The sequence below is a fragment of the Streptomyces malaysiensis subsp. samsunensis genome (assembly GCF_024519315.1).
Lineage (GTDB): Bacteria > Actinomycetota > Actinomycetes > Streptomycetales > Streptomycetaceae > Streptomyces > Streptomyces malaysiensis.
Map to the genome: position 1 here is coordinate 1 of NZ_JANIIC010000076.1, position 15,180 is coordinate 15,180.

Annotated in this window: 14 protein-coding genes; 8 read left to right on the plus strand and 6 right to left on the minus strand. The window is 73.8% G+C overall.

The window, feature by feature from the left end; translation table 11 throughout:
• Positions 1-217: 217 nt before the first annotated feature.
• Positions 218-1,276, minus strand: a complete 1,059-nt coding sequence (locus NQU54_RS41475) for an NAD-dependent epimerase/dehydratase family protein (protein WP_257635511.1) — start codon at positions 1,274-1,276, stop codon at positions 218-220.
• 260 nt (positions 1,277-1,536) lie between these two features.
• Between NQU54_RS41475 and NQU54_RS41480 the strand changes: the two genes are divergently transcribed.
• Positions 1,537-2,457: a class I SAM-dependent methyltransferase gene (locus tag NQU54_RS41480; RefSeq protein ID WP_257635512.1), complete on the plus strand. Its 921-nt coding sequence runs from the start codon at positions 1,537-1,539 to the stop codon at positions 2,455-2,457.
• 177 nt (positions 2,458-2,634) lie between these two features.
• On the opposite strand, the gene NQU54_RS41485 is transcribed toward NQU54_RS41480, so the two are convergent.
• Entirely contained in the window at positions 2,635-3,498 is an 864-nt protein-coding gene (locus NQU54_RS41485; RefSeq protein ID WP_257635513.1) for a peptidyl-tRNA hydrolase, read from the minus strand.
• 248 nt (positions 3,499-3,746) lie between these two features.
• Here NQU54_RS41485 and NQU54_RS41490 point away from each other — a divergent pair, with 248 nt between their 5' ends.
• From NQU54_RS41490 to NQU54_RS41500, 3 genes are read left to right on the plus strand one after another with little or no spacing between them, the layout of a single operon-like run.
• Complete coding sequence (locus tag NQU54_RS41490) at positions 3,747-4,688, plus strand: ABC transporter ATP-binding protein (protein ID WP_257635514.1); 942 nt, start codon at positions 3,747-3,749, stop codon at positions 4,686-4,688.
• Entirely contained in the window at positions 4,685-5,353 is a 669-nt protein-coding gene (locus NQU54_RS41495) for an ABC transporter (RefSeq protein ID WP_257635515.1), read from the plus strand. The genes NQU54_RS41490 and NQU54_RS41495 overlap by 4 nt, the downstream gene beginning before the upstream one ends.
• 10 nt (positions 5,354-5,363) lie before the next feature.
• Positions 5,364-5,516: a hypothetical protein gene (locus NQU54_RS41500; protein ID WP_167459947.1), complete on the plus strand. Its 153-nt coding sequence runs from the start codon at positions 5,364-5,366 to the stop codon at positions 5,514-5,516.
• Between the two features lie 169 nt (positions 5,517-5,685).
• Here NQU54_RS41500 and NQU54_RS41505 read toward each other — a convergent pair whose 3' ends face one another.
• Both NQU54_RS41505 and zapE read right to left on the minus strand, forming a co-directional pair.
• Positions 5,686-7,080 (minus strand): alkaline phosphatase PhoX, encoded by a 1,395-nt coding sequence (locus NQU54_RS41505; protein WP_257635516.1) that lies wholly within the window; start codon positions 7,078-7,080, stop codon positions 5,686-5,688.
• Between the two features lie 103 nt (positions 7,081-7,183).
• Positions 7,184-8,278, minus strand: a complete 1,095-nt coding sequence (gene zapE / locus NQU54_RS41510; protein ID WP_257635544.1) for a cell division protein ZapE — start codon at positions 8,276-8,278, stop codon at positions 7,184-7,186.
• 106 nt (positions 8,279-8,384) lie between these two features.
• On the opposite strand from zapE, the gene NQU54_RS41515 reads away from it, so the two are divergent.
• The 4 genes from NQU54_RS41515 (at position 8,385) to msrB (ending at position 12,090) form a co-directional block, all read left to right on the plus strand.
• A complete protein-coding gene (locus tag NQU54_RS41515) occupies positions 8,385-9,206 on the plus strand; it encodes a pyrimidine reductase family protein (protein ID WP_257635517.1) in 822 nt (273 codons plus the stop codon).
• 75 nt (positions 9,207-9,281) lie between these two features.
• Positions 9,282-9,758, plus strand: coding sequence for an indole-3-glycerol phosphate synthase (locus tag NQU54_RS41520; RefSeq protein ID WP_069867159.1), 477 nt, complete (start codon positions 9,282-9,284; stop codon positions 9,756-9,758).
• Positions 9,759-10,246: 488 nt separating this feature from the next.
• On the plus strand, positions 10,247-11,668 hold the full coding sequence (murC, locus tag NQU54_RS41525) for a UDP-N-acetylmuramate--L-alanine ligase (protein WP_257635518.1): 1,422 nt from the start codon (positions 10,247-10,249) through the stop codon (positions 11,666-11,668).
• A 14-nt stretch (positions 11,669-11,682) separates the two neighbouring features.
• Complete coding sequence (gene msrB, locus NQU54_RS41530; protein WP_069867157.1) at positions 11,683-12,090, plus strand: peptide-methionine (R)-S-oxide reductase MsrB; 408 nt, start codon at positions 11,683-11,685, stop codon at positions 12,088-12,090.
• A gap of 114 nt (positions 12,091-12,204) precedes the next feature.
• On the opposite strand, the gene treZ is transcribed toward msrB, so the two are convergent.
• Positions 12,205-13,965, minus strand: a complete 1,761-nt coding sequence (treZ, locus tag NQU54_RS41535) for a malto-oligosyltrehalose trehalohydrolase (RefSeq protein ID WP_257635519.1) — start codon at positions 13,963-13,965, stop codon at positions 12,205-12,207.
• Between the two features lie 83 nt (positions 13,966-14,048).
• Positions 14,049-14,957: a GNAT family N-acetyltransferase gene (locus NQU54_RS41540; protein WP_257635520.1), complete on the minus strand. Its 909-nt coding sequence runs from the start codon at positions 14,955-14,957 to the stop codon at positions 14,049-14,051.
• Positions 14,958-15,180: the final 223 nt, after the last annotated feature.

Here is a 15,180-nt window from a genome sequence, read left to right on the forward strand (position 1 = left end):
GGGGGCCTCCGGCCATGGGGGGGGGCCCCTGTTACGGGGGGGAGCCGCTTTTGGTGGGCGGGGGGAGGGGGGGGGGGGGGGAAGAACCGCAGATCCGCCGGATACCCCGTAGGCGCCCCCGGCCCCGCCCGCTTCCTCGAACGCCCGCTCCCTCGCGCCCCCGCCCCCGCCCCCGCACACCGAGCCCCCGCCCCCTCACACCGCGGCCCCCGCCCCCTCACACCCCCGCGCGTTGGGGGGCGTGGGCGAATTCCGTCATGCCATTGGTGAAGGGGGTTGCCGCGTGCCAGCCCAGCTGTTCGCGGATTCGGTGCGATGACGCGGTGATGTGCCGTACGTCGCCCAGCCGGTATTCGCCCGTCACCACGGGTGCCGGGCCGCCGAACGCCGTGGCCAGGGCGGTGGCCATCTCGCCCACCGTATGGGGGTCGTCGCTGCCGGTGTTGTACGCGGTCAGGGTGGACGGGGCCACCACTTCCGAGGCCGCCTCCAGGGCGGCGACATTGGCCGCGGCCACATCCCGGACATGGATGAAGTCCCGGCGTTGGCCCCCGTCCTCGAAGACCGTGGGCGCCTCGCCGCGCGCCAGGGCCGAGCGGAAGAAGGAGGCGACCCCCGCGTAGGGGGTGTCGCGCGGCATGCCCGGCCCGTACACATTGTGGTAGCGCAGCGACACCGCGCGGCCGCCCGCCGACCGGGCCCAGGCCGCCGCCAGATGTTCCTGGGCCAGCTTCGTGGTCGCGTACACATTGCGGGGATCGGCCGGTGCGTCCTCCTCCACCAGACCGGGCCGCAGCGGTGTGCCGCACCCCGGGCAGCGGGGGTCGAAGCGGCCCGCCGTGAGATCGGCCTCGGCGCGCGGACCAGGGCGTACCCGGCCGTGGCGGGGGCAGTCGTAGCGCCCCTCGCCGTAGACGACCATGGACCCGGCCAGCACCAGTTCGCGCACCCCGCGCTCCGCCATCGCCGCCAGCAGCACCGCGGTGCCCAGGTCGTTGCAGCCCACATAGGCGGGGGCGTCCGCGAAGTCCTTGCCGAGGCCGACCATCGCCGCCTGGTGGCATACGGCGTCCACGCCACGCAGCGCCGCCGCCACCGCCTCCCGGTCCCGCACATCGGCGTGGATCCACTCCCCGTCCAGCGGAGGGGGCGGCGGCGTCGGATGGGCGGCCGGCAGGAGGGCGTCGAGGACGACGGGCTCATGGCCGTGTTCGGTGAGGGCGGTGACGATGTGCGAGCCGATGAAGCCCGCACCTCCGGTGACCAGTACACGCATGGGCCCGACGCTAGGCCCGAGCGGGCGCCGGAGCCCGCGTCCACGCCGTTCCGTCACCGCCCCGTAAGACCTTCCGGAGGAGACGTGGTCACAAGATGGTCACAAGAGATACGGCCCGGCGTTGCCTTTCACTGCGACCGTGGCGGCCACTCGCGTCCCCCGGGACCCCGTCCCCGAGGACCCCGCCCCCCTGGGGATCCCGGACACCTACAACCGGACACGTCTCTCCAGACCGCCGCCATCGACGAACAGAGAGCCACATGACGGTCACCACCGCTCCCGCGGCCCAGCGTCCCCGCAATCTCAATGACGTCAAGGGCTGGTTCCCCAGCCTTGACCAAGTGCTGTTCGACCGCTTCCTCACCCGTCAGGAGCGCCTCGGGCAGCGTGGGGATCTGATGGAGATGGGCGCCTACATGGGCAAGAGCGCCATCTTCACCGCCTCCTATCTGCGGGCGAACGAGCAGTTCACGGTCTGTGACCTGTTCGACGCGGAGGCGCCGGACGAGAAGAACGCGGCGGAGGCGCGCAAGTCGTACTCCACCCTGACCCGCACCGCCTTCGAGCAGAACTACCTGGCGTTCTGGGACGAGCTCCCGGTCGTCATCCAGGGGCCGACCTCCGTCGTGCCCGACCACGTCGGCGCGAACACCTGCCGCTTCATCCACGTGGACGCCTCCCACCTGTACGAGCATGTGGCGGGCGACATCGACACCGCGCACAACACGCTGGTGCCCGACGGTCTCGTCGTCCTCGACGACTTCCGCTCCGAGCACACCCCCGGCGTGGCGGCCGCGACCTGGGAGGCGGTGTTCACCCGGGGCCTGCGGCCCATCTGCCTGTCCACGCAGAAGCTCTACGGCACCTGGGGCGACCCCGGGCCGATCCAGGACGAGATGCTCGCGGACGAGGCGTGGCGCAAGGGGATGCACACCAGCGTGCAGGAGATCGCGGGCCGCAGGGTGCTGCGGTTCTCGGGGAAGCCCGCGAACCCGACCCCGCCCACCTCCCGCTACGTCGATGAGCCGCGCGACCCCGACCCCGACCCCGAGCCGCGCTCCGCGTCCACCGCTTCGGCGTCCACCGCCGCGCCGCGCCGTCGCCCCACCGCGGTCCGGCGGATCGCCGCCGATGTGCTCCCGCCGGTCGTCACCCGCGCGATCCGCCGCCGCAGGGGCTGAGCGCTCCGCCGGCAGCTGGAAGTGCGCTGAGCCGCAGTCGGCCCGCCGCGGCCCCGTCGTGGCCGGCCGCGCGGTGCGAAAGGCGTCGAAGGGGCGCCTTTCGCACCGCGGCCGACTTCCGCCGATCCGCTGAGCCGGCCCCGGGAGCGGAAGGAACCCGGCGCGCCGCGGACGGCCTTACCGCCGCCGTAGCGCCGGGTGGTCCGCCACCACCGTGCAGGACCCCGGCGCGATCTCGGTGTACCCCGCGTCGCGCACCACCGGCAGCCCGCTCGTGGTGAGCTCGTCCCATCGCTCGGCCGACGCCGTGCGCACCGCCAGCGGGAACCCGGCCTCGCGCCAGGCCGCCCGCTCCGCGTCGTCCAGCTCCCACCAGGCCAGCTGCGCACCGTGTCCGGCCTGGGCCATCGCCTTGCCCGCCGACATCTCCACCTGGGGGCTCAGCCACAGCACCGGACCGGTGAGGTCGGGGGCGGGCGGCGGCACGGGGTCGTCCAGGTCGGTGCCGGAGACCTGGAGCTTGGCGAGTTCCTTGGGCCAGCCGTCCAGTGGCACCGGCGGGAACACCCGCACCTCGGCGGCGGCCGAGGTCTGGTCCCCGGCGGTCGCCGAAGGCTCGTCCCCGGCGGCGGTCGCGGCCGGTGTCCGGCCCGTGACCGTGATGCCCGGCAGCTGGGCCGCGCGCCGCCACTCCGCGCCGCGCGCCCGCCGTACGACCTTGCGGATCCGGGCGTCCTGCCAGTCCCGTACGGCCTGGGCCCACTCGCCGTCCACACCGTTCTCGCCGTCCGCGCCGTCGGTGGTCCTCGCCCGCTCGTCCGACAGCAGCACCAGCACCGCGCGCGCCGCCGTCTCCAGGGCGTCCGTGCGTGCCGGGGGCGCGGCCTTCTCGATCCGGACCACCAGGGGCAGGACGAACTGCGGCGCGGCGTCCCGGTCGGTCTCGGAGTGCCGGAAGGGGCTGCTGCGGGCGCCGGATCCGGTGCCCTGGTGAGTGGTCGCTGAGGTGCCGGTCTCGGTGTCGGCGTCGGTGCTGGTCACGCGCCCAGTGTGCCAGGACCGCCGCGGGGAGCCGCCGGACGACGGTCTCGGCACACGGCGTCCGGGCCGCCGGGCACCGGACTTGGCAGCGGGCGTCCGGGCCGTTGGGCGCCGGTCTGACACACGGCGTCCCGGCCGCCGGAAAACACGCTGCCCCCGCCGCCGGAAAACACACGCCGTCCCGGCCGCCAGAAGACACACGCCGCCCCGGCCGCCGGGAGCCGGGGGCGCGCCTATGCTCAACCGGCATGAGACTGCGAGGAGTCGGCCGCCGCTACGGCCTGGGCGGGCCGTGGGTGCTGCGTGGTGTCGATCTCGATGTGCCGCCGGGTTCGCTGACCCGCGTCCAGGGGCACAACGGCAGCGGCAAGTCCACGCTGCTGCGGGTGCTCGCCGGGATCGACGCCCCCAGCGCGGGCCGGATCACCGGCCGCCCGCCCACCGCCTACGTCCCCGAGCGGTTCCCGGCCGAGCTGCCCTTCTCCGCCCTCGGCTACCTCACCCATCTGGGCCGGATCCACGGGCTGTCACGCGCCGTGGCGGCACGCGGGGCGGGGGAGTGGCTGGAGCGGTTCGGCGCGGACGGATACGCCGCCACCCCGCTCGCCGAACTGTCCAAGGGCACCAGCCAGAAGGTCGCCGTGGCCCAGGCGCTGCTGGCCGCCCCCGGGCTGCTGGTCCTGGACGAGGCGTGGACCGGCCTCGACCAGGCCGCGCGCGGGGTGCTGGACACGGCGGTCACCGAGCGCGTCGCCGACGGCGGCGCGGTCGTCTTCGTCGACCACGATCCGCGCCGCCTCGCCGGGGTCCCGGCCCGGGTGCTGCGCGTCGCCGAGACCCGGCTGGAGCCGGTGGACCACGCGCCGGCGCCCCCCGCCGGGCCACGGGTCCGGGTGGAGGCCGAGGCGCCGCCGGGAGCCGGGGCCGCACTGCCGACGGACCTGCCGGGCGCGCCCGTCCATGACTCCGACACGGTCGCCACCGGCCGCCGCGTCGTACGGCTGAGTGTCGCGGCGCCGCACTCCGACGCCCTGCTCCGCGCCCTCCTCACGGCCCGGCCGCCCTGGCACATCCGCGCTGTGACGACCATCGGCGGCCCCCAGGAGCGGGCCGAGGCGCCGCAGGCGCCCCCGGAACAGCTCACCGAAGGGCTTCCGCGGCCCGCCGAAGGGCCGGAGGGGAAGGCATGACCGCGCTGCTGCGCTACCAGGCGGCCCTGCTGGTCCGCTCGCACCGCTGGCTGCCGCCACTGCTGCTCTACGGCGCGTTCCTCGGCATCGGGGTGCAGACCGGGCAGCCGATCCTCGACTCGCTCGGCTACGCCGCCGCCGCGCTGCTGCCCGTCGCCGCCTGGCTGGTGCGGGTGGGCGTCACCCAGGAGCCCGCCGCGGCCCGCGACTGCGCCGCCGCGGCGGTGGGGCCCGGCCGGGCGCACCTCGCCTCCGTGCTGACCGGGCTGGGCGCGGCGCTGGTGCTCGGCACCGCCGGGACGCTGTTCGTCGCGGCGGTCAGCGATCCGCACACCGCGGACCACCGGCAGGAGGTCCCGGTACCGGAGGCGACCGTCGCCGGGCTGCTCGCCGCCGTCGCGTGCGCTCTGCTCGGCACGGCCGTCGGCGCGCTGTGCAACCGGCCGCTGCTGCGGCGCCCCGGCTGGGCGATCCCGTCCACCATGCTCGCCGCGCTGCTGGTGTCGGTGGCCGGTGCCTCGCCCGCGAACGCCGCCGTGTCGGGGCTGGTCGACGGCTCGCACAGCGGCGCCGTGCCGATGCCCCTGCTGCCCCTGGCCCTGACCGGCGCGGCCGCCGCCGGGGCGACCGCGCTGGCCTGCGTGCTCAGCTCCCGCCGGTCGTAGGGTTCGGGGCATGGACGACCGTACGGAACTTCCCGAGGGCCCGCCGCACGCCGACTGCGTGCTGTGCGGCGAGCCCACCGAGTACCCCGCCTCGCGTCCCGGGGCCACGCTGTGCCCCGTCTGCGAATGGCAGGAGGGCCAGCGCACCGCCTGCTCGGGCTGACGCTCCGCTGGAAGTGCCCTGACCTGCTGGAAGTGCCCCGATCTGCCGTTGATCGTCCGCGGCGCCTTCGTGGCTGGTCGCGCAGTTCCTCGCGCCCCTTCGGGGCGCCCCGAAGGGGCGACGGCGCCGCAGACGATCAACGGCAGATCAGCCCACTTCCGCGGAGCCCTCAGTGGCGCCAGGGCCCCGTCACGGCGAACGTCGTGCCCGGGGTGTAGCAGTTGACATACATCGTGCGGCGGTCCGGTGCGAAGGTGACGCCCGCGAACTCACCCCACTCCGGCTCCTCCGGGGTGCCGAGGTTTTGCTGTCCCCGGGCCATCGCATAGACCTCGCCGCGCCGGGTGACCCCGAAGACGTGCTGCGCGCCGTTGCCGTCCTCGCAGACCATCAGGCCGCCGCTGGGCGCGAGCGTGATGTTGTCGGGGGACTCTCCGGGCAGTTGGACATCCGTCTCCGGGCCGAAGACGATCACCAGCGTGAGGCGCCGCCGATCGGGGTCGTAGCGCCAGATCTGACCGTAGTGGTCAGCGGCCGAGCCGTCCGCGCTCTTGGCGAAGCTGGAGACGAAGTAGACCGACGAACCGCCCCAGTAGCACCCCTCCAGCTTCTGGGCGTGGGTGATGCCTCCGGGGCCGAAGTCCTGGAAGCGGATGGGGGTTTGGCGGGCGAGTGGGTCGGGGACGTCCACCCACTCGACGCGGTCGAAGGTGGTGCCCGGCTCCTGGATGGTGGACAGATCGGGCACCCCCGGCACCCGCAGCGCCTGGAGCTCCCCACCGGCCCGCAGTGAGCCGATGCCGCCGAGGGGCTTCTTCGGCCGGAAGCGGTAGAAGAGCCCGAAGGGCTTGTCGAAGGCGTCCTCGGTCTCGTAGACGACGCCGTTGCGCGGGTCGACCGCGATGGCCTCGTGCTGGAAGCGGCCCATGGCGGTGAGCGGCACGGCGCCGGTGCGGCGCGGATCGTAGGGGTCGACCTCGAAGATGAAGCCGTGGTCCTTGGTGTAGCCGTTCGTACCGGCCTGGTCCTCGGTCTCCTCGCAGGTCAGCCAGGTGTGCCAGGGGGTGGGGCCGCCCGCGCAGTTGACCGCGGTGCCCGCGATGGCCACCCGCTCGGACCGTACGCGGTTGCCGGAGTCGAGCTCCAGGGCGGTGCAGCCGCCCATGCCCGTCGGGTCGTAGGTGAGACCGGCCACGGCGGGGACGCGGATCGCGGCGTCCGGGCGGTTCTCATGGTTGCGGACCAGGTGTCTGGCACCGTGGCGGCCGCCGGAGCGGCCCGGGAAGGCGGCCATGCCGTCGCAGTGGCTGGGGACCTTGCCCTCACCGGAGCGGAGCTCATCGCCTTCGCGCGAGAGCACCCGGTAGCGGAACCCCTCGGGGAGGTCCAGCAGTCCATCGGGGTCGGGGACCAGGGGGCCGTAGCCGCCCCGGCCGAGCGGCTGGGGATCGGGTTCGGCGGCCGCGGCCGTTCCGGCGAAGAGCTCGGAGACGGCGCCGGTGAAGGCGATGGAGGCCCCCAGCGCACCGGTGCGGCCGAGCAGTTGACGTCGTGTCGCTGACATGCGGTAACTCCCTGCTGGCGGACAGAGAAGATGACCGCATGTGTGTATCACGGGTGCGGGTGCTCGGGAACCGTTCGATCAGCGATGCGCTGGAACCGTCCGGTCAACGGCTGTACGACGCCTCGGCCAGCCCCTTGGCGTCCCGGGCGAGGGCGGTGAGCCGGGATATCGCCCGGAAGTACTTCTTCCGGTAGCCGCCGCTCAGCATCTCCTCGCTGAAGAGCCGGTCGAACGGCACCCCGGAGGCCAGCACCGGCACCTCGCGGTCGTAGAGCCGGTCGGCCAGCACCACCAGCCGCAGCGCGGTCGACTGGTCGGGTACCGGGGTGACCCCGGTCAGGCAGACGGCCTGGACGCCGTCGCACATCGCGCCGTAGCGGCTCGGATGCACCCGGGACAGATGGTCCAGCAGGGCGGGGAAGTCGTCCAGCGAGGCGCCGGGGGTCCGGTGCGCCGCCTGGATGACTATCTCGTCGGCGTACGGGGGCGGGGCCGCGGGCAGCCCGCGGTGGCGGTAGTCCTGGCCGTCGATGCGCAGCGCGCGGAAGTGGGCGGACAGCCCCTGGATCTCGCGCAGGAAGTCGGCCGCGGCGAACCGGCCCTCGCCCAGCTTGCCGGGCAGCGTGTTGGAGGTGGCGGCGAGCGCCACGCCCGCCTCGACCAGCTTGCCCAGCAGCGTGGAGACCAGGACCGTGTCGCCCGGGTCGTCCAGTTCGAACTCGTCGATGCACAGCAGCCGATGGCCGCTCAGGGTCTTCACGGTCTGCTGGAAGCCGAGGGCGCCGACCAGGTTCGTCAGCTCCACGAAGGTGCCGAACGCCTTCAGCTCGGGGGCCGCGGGGGTGGTGTGCAACAGGGAGGCCAGCAGATGGGTCTTGCCGACGCCGTAGCCACCGTCGAGATATATGCCGCGCGGTCCGCCGTCCACGGCGGGCCTGGCCTCCCGGCGGAACCAGTGCCTGCGGCGTCCGCCCTTCGCGTCCGCCCCGCCGCCGAGCCGTCCGGCGAACCCTCTCAGCGCCTCGACCGCCTCTGCCTGGCTGGGCTGGCCGGGGTCGGTGATGTAGTTGTCGAAGCTCACGGTCGCGAAGCGGGGCGGGGGCACCATCTCGGCGACCAGACGCTCCGCCGGAACCTGCGGCGCACGGGTGGTGAGGGCGGACGGAGCGGCCGGAACTGAAGGGGCTTCGGCGGCTATGCGGCCTGCCGAGCCGGATGCGGTGGTTGGTGCGGACACGGATGTCCAGGGTAGTCGCTCTTCACCGGAGCACTGTCCGAGAGGGAGGCATGTCACACTGCGGCCTATGCGACGCCTGTTCCCCGTGCCTGCCGAAACGTCTGCCGAAGCATCCGCCGTGGCGTCCGCCCGAGCATCCGCCGAAGATCGCGAATGGGGCCTTGGCGAACTGGCCGACGCCTATGCGTACCCGGAGCCGCCGCACGGCCCCTCCGGCGCCTGGCTGCGGGCGAACATGGTGTCCTCGCTGGACGGGGCCGCCCATCACGACGGCCGGTCGAAGGCCCTGTCCTCCGACGCGGACATGCGGATCTTCGGGGTGCTGCGCGGGCTCGCCGACGCCGTGGTGGTGGGCGCGGAGACCGTACGCCGCGAGGGCTACCGCCCGGCGCGTGCCCGTGAGGCGTTCGCCGAGCGGCGGGCGGCGCTCGGCCAGTCGTCCGCGCCCGCGATCGCCGTGGTGAGCGCGAGCCTGGACCTGGACTTCTCCCGGCCGCTGTTCACCGAGCCGCTGGTCCCGACGATCGTGATCACCGGCGCGACGGCCGCGGAGGAGCGGGTCGGGCGGGCCCGCGCGGCGGGGGTCGAAGTGGTGTTCGCCGGGTCGGGGCCTTCCGGGCGGGTGGACGCGGCCGCGGTCGTGACGGCGCTCGCGGAGCTCGGCCACACCCGGCTGTTGACCGAGGGCGGCCCCACGCTGCTGGCGGAGTTCGCGGCGGCCGGGGTGCTGGACGAGCTGTGTCTGGCGGTGGCCCCCCTGGCCACCGCGGGGGACGCGAAGCGAATCATGAACGGACCCGAGTTGAGGGAACCGGAACGGTTCGCTCTCGCTTCTGTTCTGGAGGAAGCCGGGTTTCTTTTCACCCGCTACCGTCGGATTTACCAATAACTTATAAAAACGTCTGCAAACCCGCGAAAAGGATCGCGAAGGAGAAGGGCATCCGCCGTGTTCACGAGCGTATTGATGATCGAGAAGCCCCTGACCCCCGCCGACGTGGAATTCGTCACCACCCTGCACGGCGATGACCCGATCTCCTTCGTCGTCCTGATGCAGCCCCGGGGCAGCAAGGACCGGCTGCTGCGCGCGATCGACGACATCGCCCTCGGCGAGCTGGAGCAGGCCGCCCAGGAGGGGGAGGAGCCGGAGGGCCGGGAGGCGCTGGAGCCCGCCGAGCGGGCGCTTGCCCACTCCGTGGCGGCGCTGGAGGCGGCCGGGAGCCGGGCCCGGGGCCATGTCGTCCAGCGGCATCCGCTGGAGGTGCTGCGCGGTGTCGTGGAGGAGACCCGGGCCGATGAGGTGATCGTGCTCACCGCCCCGCATTTCGTGGAGGAGTTCTTCCACCGGGACTGGGCCTCGCGGGCGCGCCACAAGGTGGGCGTCCCGGTGCTGAAGCTGTTCTCGCACGCGGTGGACGAGGACCAGCCCACGTCCGGCGGCTGAGCCACGACCCGGGGCCGTGGCCGGCGCGGCCCAGGCGGTCCCGGCGGCACCGGGCCCGGTCCAGGCCCAGGTCCAGGCCCGGCGGCCCCGGGCCCGGCCCCGGTTATGGCGCGGCGGGCCCGGCCCCGGTTCTGGCGCGGCGGTCCTGGCTCGGCGGCCCCGGGCCCGGCCCCGGTCTCGACGCGGTCCAGGCCCGGCTCTGGTCCTGGCGCGGCCCAGCTCCCGGCTTCAGTCCCGGCGTGGCCGAGCTCCCGGCCCCGGCCAGGCCCAGCCCGGCCCCAGTCCCAGCCCGGCCCCGGACCAGGCCCCGGCAGCCATCGGCCGAGCCATGCCCTCCGGTCCCGCGCCCTCCGGTCCCGCACCCCCGGTCCCGGTCCCGCACCCCCGGTTCCGCGGCCATCGGCGGGGGCGGGCCGCCGGGGGTGCGAGAATCGGCCCGACAGCACACACCGAGCACCAACCCACCGAGCACCAGGGGAGACCCGTACATGGCACCGGCCGGCACCGCCTCCGACCCGCTCGATCGACCGCACTTCATCGGCATCGGCGGCGCCGGGATGTCGGGTGTGGCGAAGGTCCTCGCCATGCGCGGCGCACGGGTCTCGGGCAGCGACACCAAGGACTCGCCGATCGTCGGGGCGCTGCGGGAGTCCGGCGCCACGGTGTATATCGGCCACTCCGCCGGGAACATCGCCACCGACGCCACCAGCGTCGTCATCTCCAGCGCCATCCGCCCCGACAACCTCGAACTGGTCACGGCGCGGGAGCGCGGTATCCCGGTGGTGCACCGCTCCGACGCGCTCGCCGCGCTGATGGACGGCTCCCGGCCGATCGCGGTCGCGGGCACCCACGGCAAGACGACCACGACCTCGATGCTGGCCGTCTCGCTGCGTACCCTCGGCCTGGACCCGTCGTACGTCATCGGCGGCGATCTGGACGCCCCCGGCTCCAGCGCCGTCCACGGCGATGGCGAGATCTTCGTCGCCGAGGCCGACGAGAGCGACCGCAGCTTCCACAAGTACGCGCCCGAGGTGGCGATCATCCTCAATGTGGAGCTCGACCACCACGCCAACTACGCCTCGATGGACGAGATCCATGAATCGTTCGAGACGTTCGTCGGCCGGATCCGGCCCGGCGGCGCGCTGGTGATCTCCGCCGACCACCCCGGCGCCCGTGAGCTGACCGCCCGGGTCACCGGGCGCGAGGGGCTCCGGGTGCTCACCTACGGCGCGGACGAGGGCGCGGACGTGCGGGTCCTGGCCATCGAGCCGCACGGGCTGACCAGCGAGGTCACCGTCCGGCTCGCGGAGTCCCTGGGCGGTGCGGAGCTCACCTTCACCGTCTCCGTCCCCGGCCGCCACTACGCGCTCAACGCCGTGGCCGCCCTCACCGCGGGCGCCGCCCTCGGCGTGCCGCCCCGCGAGCTGGCCCCCGCCCTCGCCTCGTACACGGGCGTCAAGCGGCGGCTCCAGCTCAAGGGCACCGCGGCCGGGGTGCAGGTGATCGACTCCTACGCACACCACCCCACCGAGATCGCCGCCGATCTCGAGGCGATCCGCGGCGGCGCCGGGGAGGGCCGGGTCCTGGTGGTCTTCCAGCCGCATCTTTTCAGCCGCACCCAGGAGCTCGGCGCCGAGATGGGCGAGGCGCTCGCGCTCGCCGACGCCTCCGTGGTCCTCGACATCTACCCCGCCCGCGAGGACCCGGTCCCCGGTGTCACCAGCGCCATGGTCATCGACGCCGCGGCCCGCCAGGGGGCGGATGTGACCGCCGAGCACGACCGGGGAGCGGTGCCGGAGCTGATCGCCGGAATGGCCAAGCCGGGTGACCTTGTTCTCACCATGGGCGCGGGTGATGTGACCGACCTCGGTCCGGAGATTCTCGCCCGTCTGCAAAGCCCGGAGAACTGAGGAGGTCCGTCCCCATGGCGTACGAGATCGACAAACCGGAGGAGCAGTGGCGCGCGGAACTGACCCCGCAGGAGTACCACGTACTGCGGGAGTCCGGTACCGAGCGAGCCTTCACCGGTGAGTACACCGATACCAAGACGGTCGGCGTCTACTCCTGCCGGGCGTGCGGAGCGGAGCTCTTCCGCTCGGATACGAAGTTCGAGAGCCACTGCGGCTGGCCGTCGTTCTACGACCCGGCGGACAGCTCGGCCGTCGAGCTGATCGAGGACCGTTCGCACGGCATGGTCCGTACCGAGGTGCGGTGCACCCGCTGCGGTTCGCATCTGGGCCATGTCTTCTCGGGGGAGGGCTACCCCACCCCGACCGACCAGCGGTACTGCATCAACTCCATCTCACTGCGGCTCGACCCCGAGCAGGGCTGACCCCGAGCAGGGCTGTCCCCGAGCAGGGCTGTCCCCGAGCAGGACTGTCCCCGAGCAGGGCTGACCCCGAGCAGGGCTGACCCCGAGCAGGGCTGACCCCGAGCGGGATCGGGCTCAGGAGCCCCGGCCCACGCGCAGCACGGCGGCGGTCTCGGGCGGCAGCCTCAGCGTGCCGTCCGGGCCCGGGGGCTCGATCCGCCGCCAGGCGGCGACCACCTCGGTGATCTCGCCGGTCCGGGGCCCCAGCCAGGTCCTGACCGGCCGGTCGCCCGGGTTGAGAAGGACCCGCAGCGGGCCGCGCTGAAAGCTGAAGCAGCCGTCCGAACCGGTGGACAGACCCGTGTACGACCAGGTGGGGTCGGTCAGGGCCGGTTCGGCACGGCGCAGCGCGATCAGCTTCCGGTACCAGTCGAGCAGCGCCCGGTGCGGCTCCCGCTCCGGCTCCCGCCAGTCCAGACAGGACCGCAGCCGGGTGGCCGGGTCCTGGGGGTCGGGCACATCGCGCTCCGCCCAGCCGTGGGCGGCGAACTCCCGGCGGCGGCCGGACCGCACCGCCTCGGCCAGCTCCGGATCCTGGTGGTCGGTGAAGTACTGCCAGGGCGTGCGGGCGCCCCACTCCTCGCCCATGAAGAGCATCGGGGTGAAGGGCGCGCACAGCACCACGGCCGCCGCGCAGGCCAGCAGCCCGGGGGAGAGCCGGGCGGAGAGCCGGTCGCCGACCGCCCGGTTGCCGACCTGGTCATGTGTCTGGGCGTAGCCGAGCAGCCGGTGCGCGGGGGTGGTGTGGGGGTTCAGCGGACTGCCGTGGCGGCGGCCCCGGAACGTCGAATGGGTGCCGTCGTGGAAGAAGCCGCCCATCAGCGTCTTGACCAGGGCCCCGGGCCCCTCGGCGGCGAAGTCCGCGTAGTAGCCCTGCCGCTCACCGGTGAGGAAGGTGTGCAGGGCGTGGTGGAAGTCGTCGTTCCACTGTGCGTGCAGACCGTGGCCGCCCGCCTCGCGCGGGGTGGTGGTGCGCGGATCGTTGAGGTCCGACTCGCCGATGAGGAACAGCGGGCGGCCGGTGCGGGCGGCCAGCGCGTCCACGGCGGCCGACAGCTCGGCCAGGAAGTGCCGGGCCCCGGTGTCGCGCAGCGCGTGCACCGCGTCCAGCCGCAGCCCGTCGAGGCGGAAGTCGCGCAGCCAGGCGAGCGCGCTGCCGATGAAGTACGCCCGCACCTCGTCGGAGCCGGGCGCGTCGAGGTTGACCGCCGCGCCCCAGGGGGTGTGGTAGGTGTCGGTGAAGTACGGGCCGAAGGCCGGGAGGTGGTTCCCGGAGGGGCCCAGATGGTTGTGGACGACGTCGAGGACCACGCCCAGGCCGTGCCGGTGCGCGGCGGCCACGAACCGCACCAGCCCCTCCGGCCCGCCGTACGGCTCGTGCACCGCCCAGGGCGCCACACCGTCGTAGCCCCAGCCATGGGTCCCGGGGAATGGACAGACGGGCATCAGCTGTACATGTGTGACGCCCAGTTCGGCGAGGTGCGGCAGCCGTTCGGCCGCCGCGTCGAAGGTGCCTTCATGGCTGAAGGTGCCGATGTGCAGCTCGTAGAGGACCGCGCCGGGCAGCGGCCGCCCGAACCACTCCCGCTCCCAGCGGAAGCGGGAGTGGTCGACCACCGCGCTCAGCCCCTCCGGGCCGTCCGGCTGGCGGCGGGAGCGCGGATCGGGCAGTGGCGGGCCGCCGTCGAGCGCGAAGCCGTAGCGCGTCCCGTGCCCGGCCCCGGCCTCGGCCCGCCACCACCCCGCGCGGTCCGGGTCGGGCTCCATGGGGCGGTCGTGTCCGTCCACATGGAGCCCGACCCGCCCGGCGTGCGGCGCCCACACCTCGAACAGCACTGGCGTCTCCCTACGTCGACCCGTCGGCGGTCCCCGACCATGCTGCGGGACGCGGCACCGGCGGCGCAGCAGGGCGACACCGGTCAGACGAGGTCGATGCGCTCCTGGGTGATCGGGTAGCCCGCCCTGGCGAAGTGCGCGGCCATGGGGAGGTTGGGCTGGTCCGTGGCCGCCGCGATCTTCGTGGCCCCCCGTTCCACCAGGTCGTGTGTGCACTCCACGAGCAGGTCGTACGCATAGCCATGGCCGCGCTGTTCGGCGACGACCCCGATGAAGCCCACACACGGACCCGACGGGTTGTGCGCGGGCACCTGGATGCCGACCAGCTCACCCTCGGGTGTCCAGGCCAGCCGCCACCACTCGCGCGGCGAGGGGCACCAGGCGAAGAAGTCCATGAGCTCGCGCACCGCGGCCTCGACACCTCCCCGGGCGATGGCGCGCCGGTCATGGGCGTCGAGCGTGTCCGGCATGATGCGCCGCAGCACGTCCTCGATCGCCGCGTCATCGGGCTCCGGCCGGAACTCCAGCCGCCCCGGGCGCTCGGGCAGCCCGCACTCCGACGTCCACTCATAGCGGTAGCGCTCGACCAGCGGCTCGAGCCCGGCCGCCACGGCGGCGTCGATACGGGCCCGGGCGGCGGCCCGTGCCTCGGGCTCATCACGCCAGCCGGGCGGCGCCAGCAGGCTGTACTCGGCGCGCAGCGGTGCGGTGCGCAGCAGTTCGGCGGCGGCGTCGGCCTCGCCCTCGGCGAAGTCGAACCAGTCCAGGGCGATGGGCGCGGAGTCCTCGGGCCCGGACCACCATGCGGCGCGGGCCACGACCCGCCCCTCGCGCAGCGCCACCCAGGTCCACTCGGGGCGGTATTCGCCGCCCTGGTCGACGGTGGCGTAGGTGTGGCCGAAGCGGCCCCGGCCGACGAGCGCGGGGACCCGCAGGGTGTGGAACAGATGGGCGTCGCCCTCGGTGAGGGCGCGGATGACCAGATCGGTCATGGGGTTCCTTCCAGGAGAGTGATGCGCTCCCGGTCGGATGCGTGATCAGACGCGGATACGCCCGGCGGACAGGGGGCGGGAGCGCGGAAACGTCGTGATGTCCATTGCTCTCGCCTCCTTCCTCGATCAAGGGCGTGCCCGCACTCTATGGGTGGCCGTCTCCCCGTGTCCACGCGGTTTTCCCGGGCGAGGCCGGTCTGCCGCCCACGAGGGGGAAGGAGCG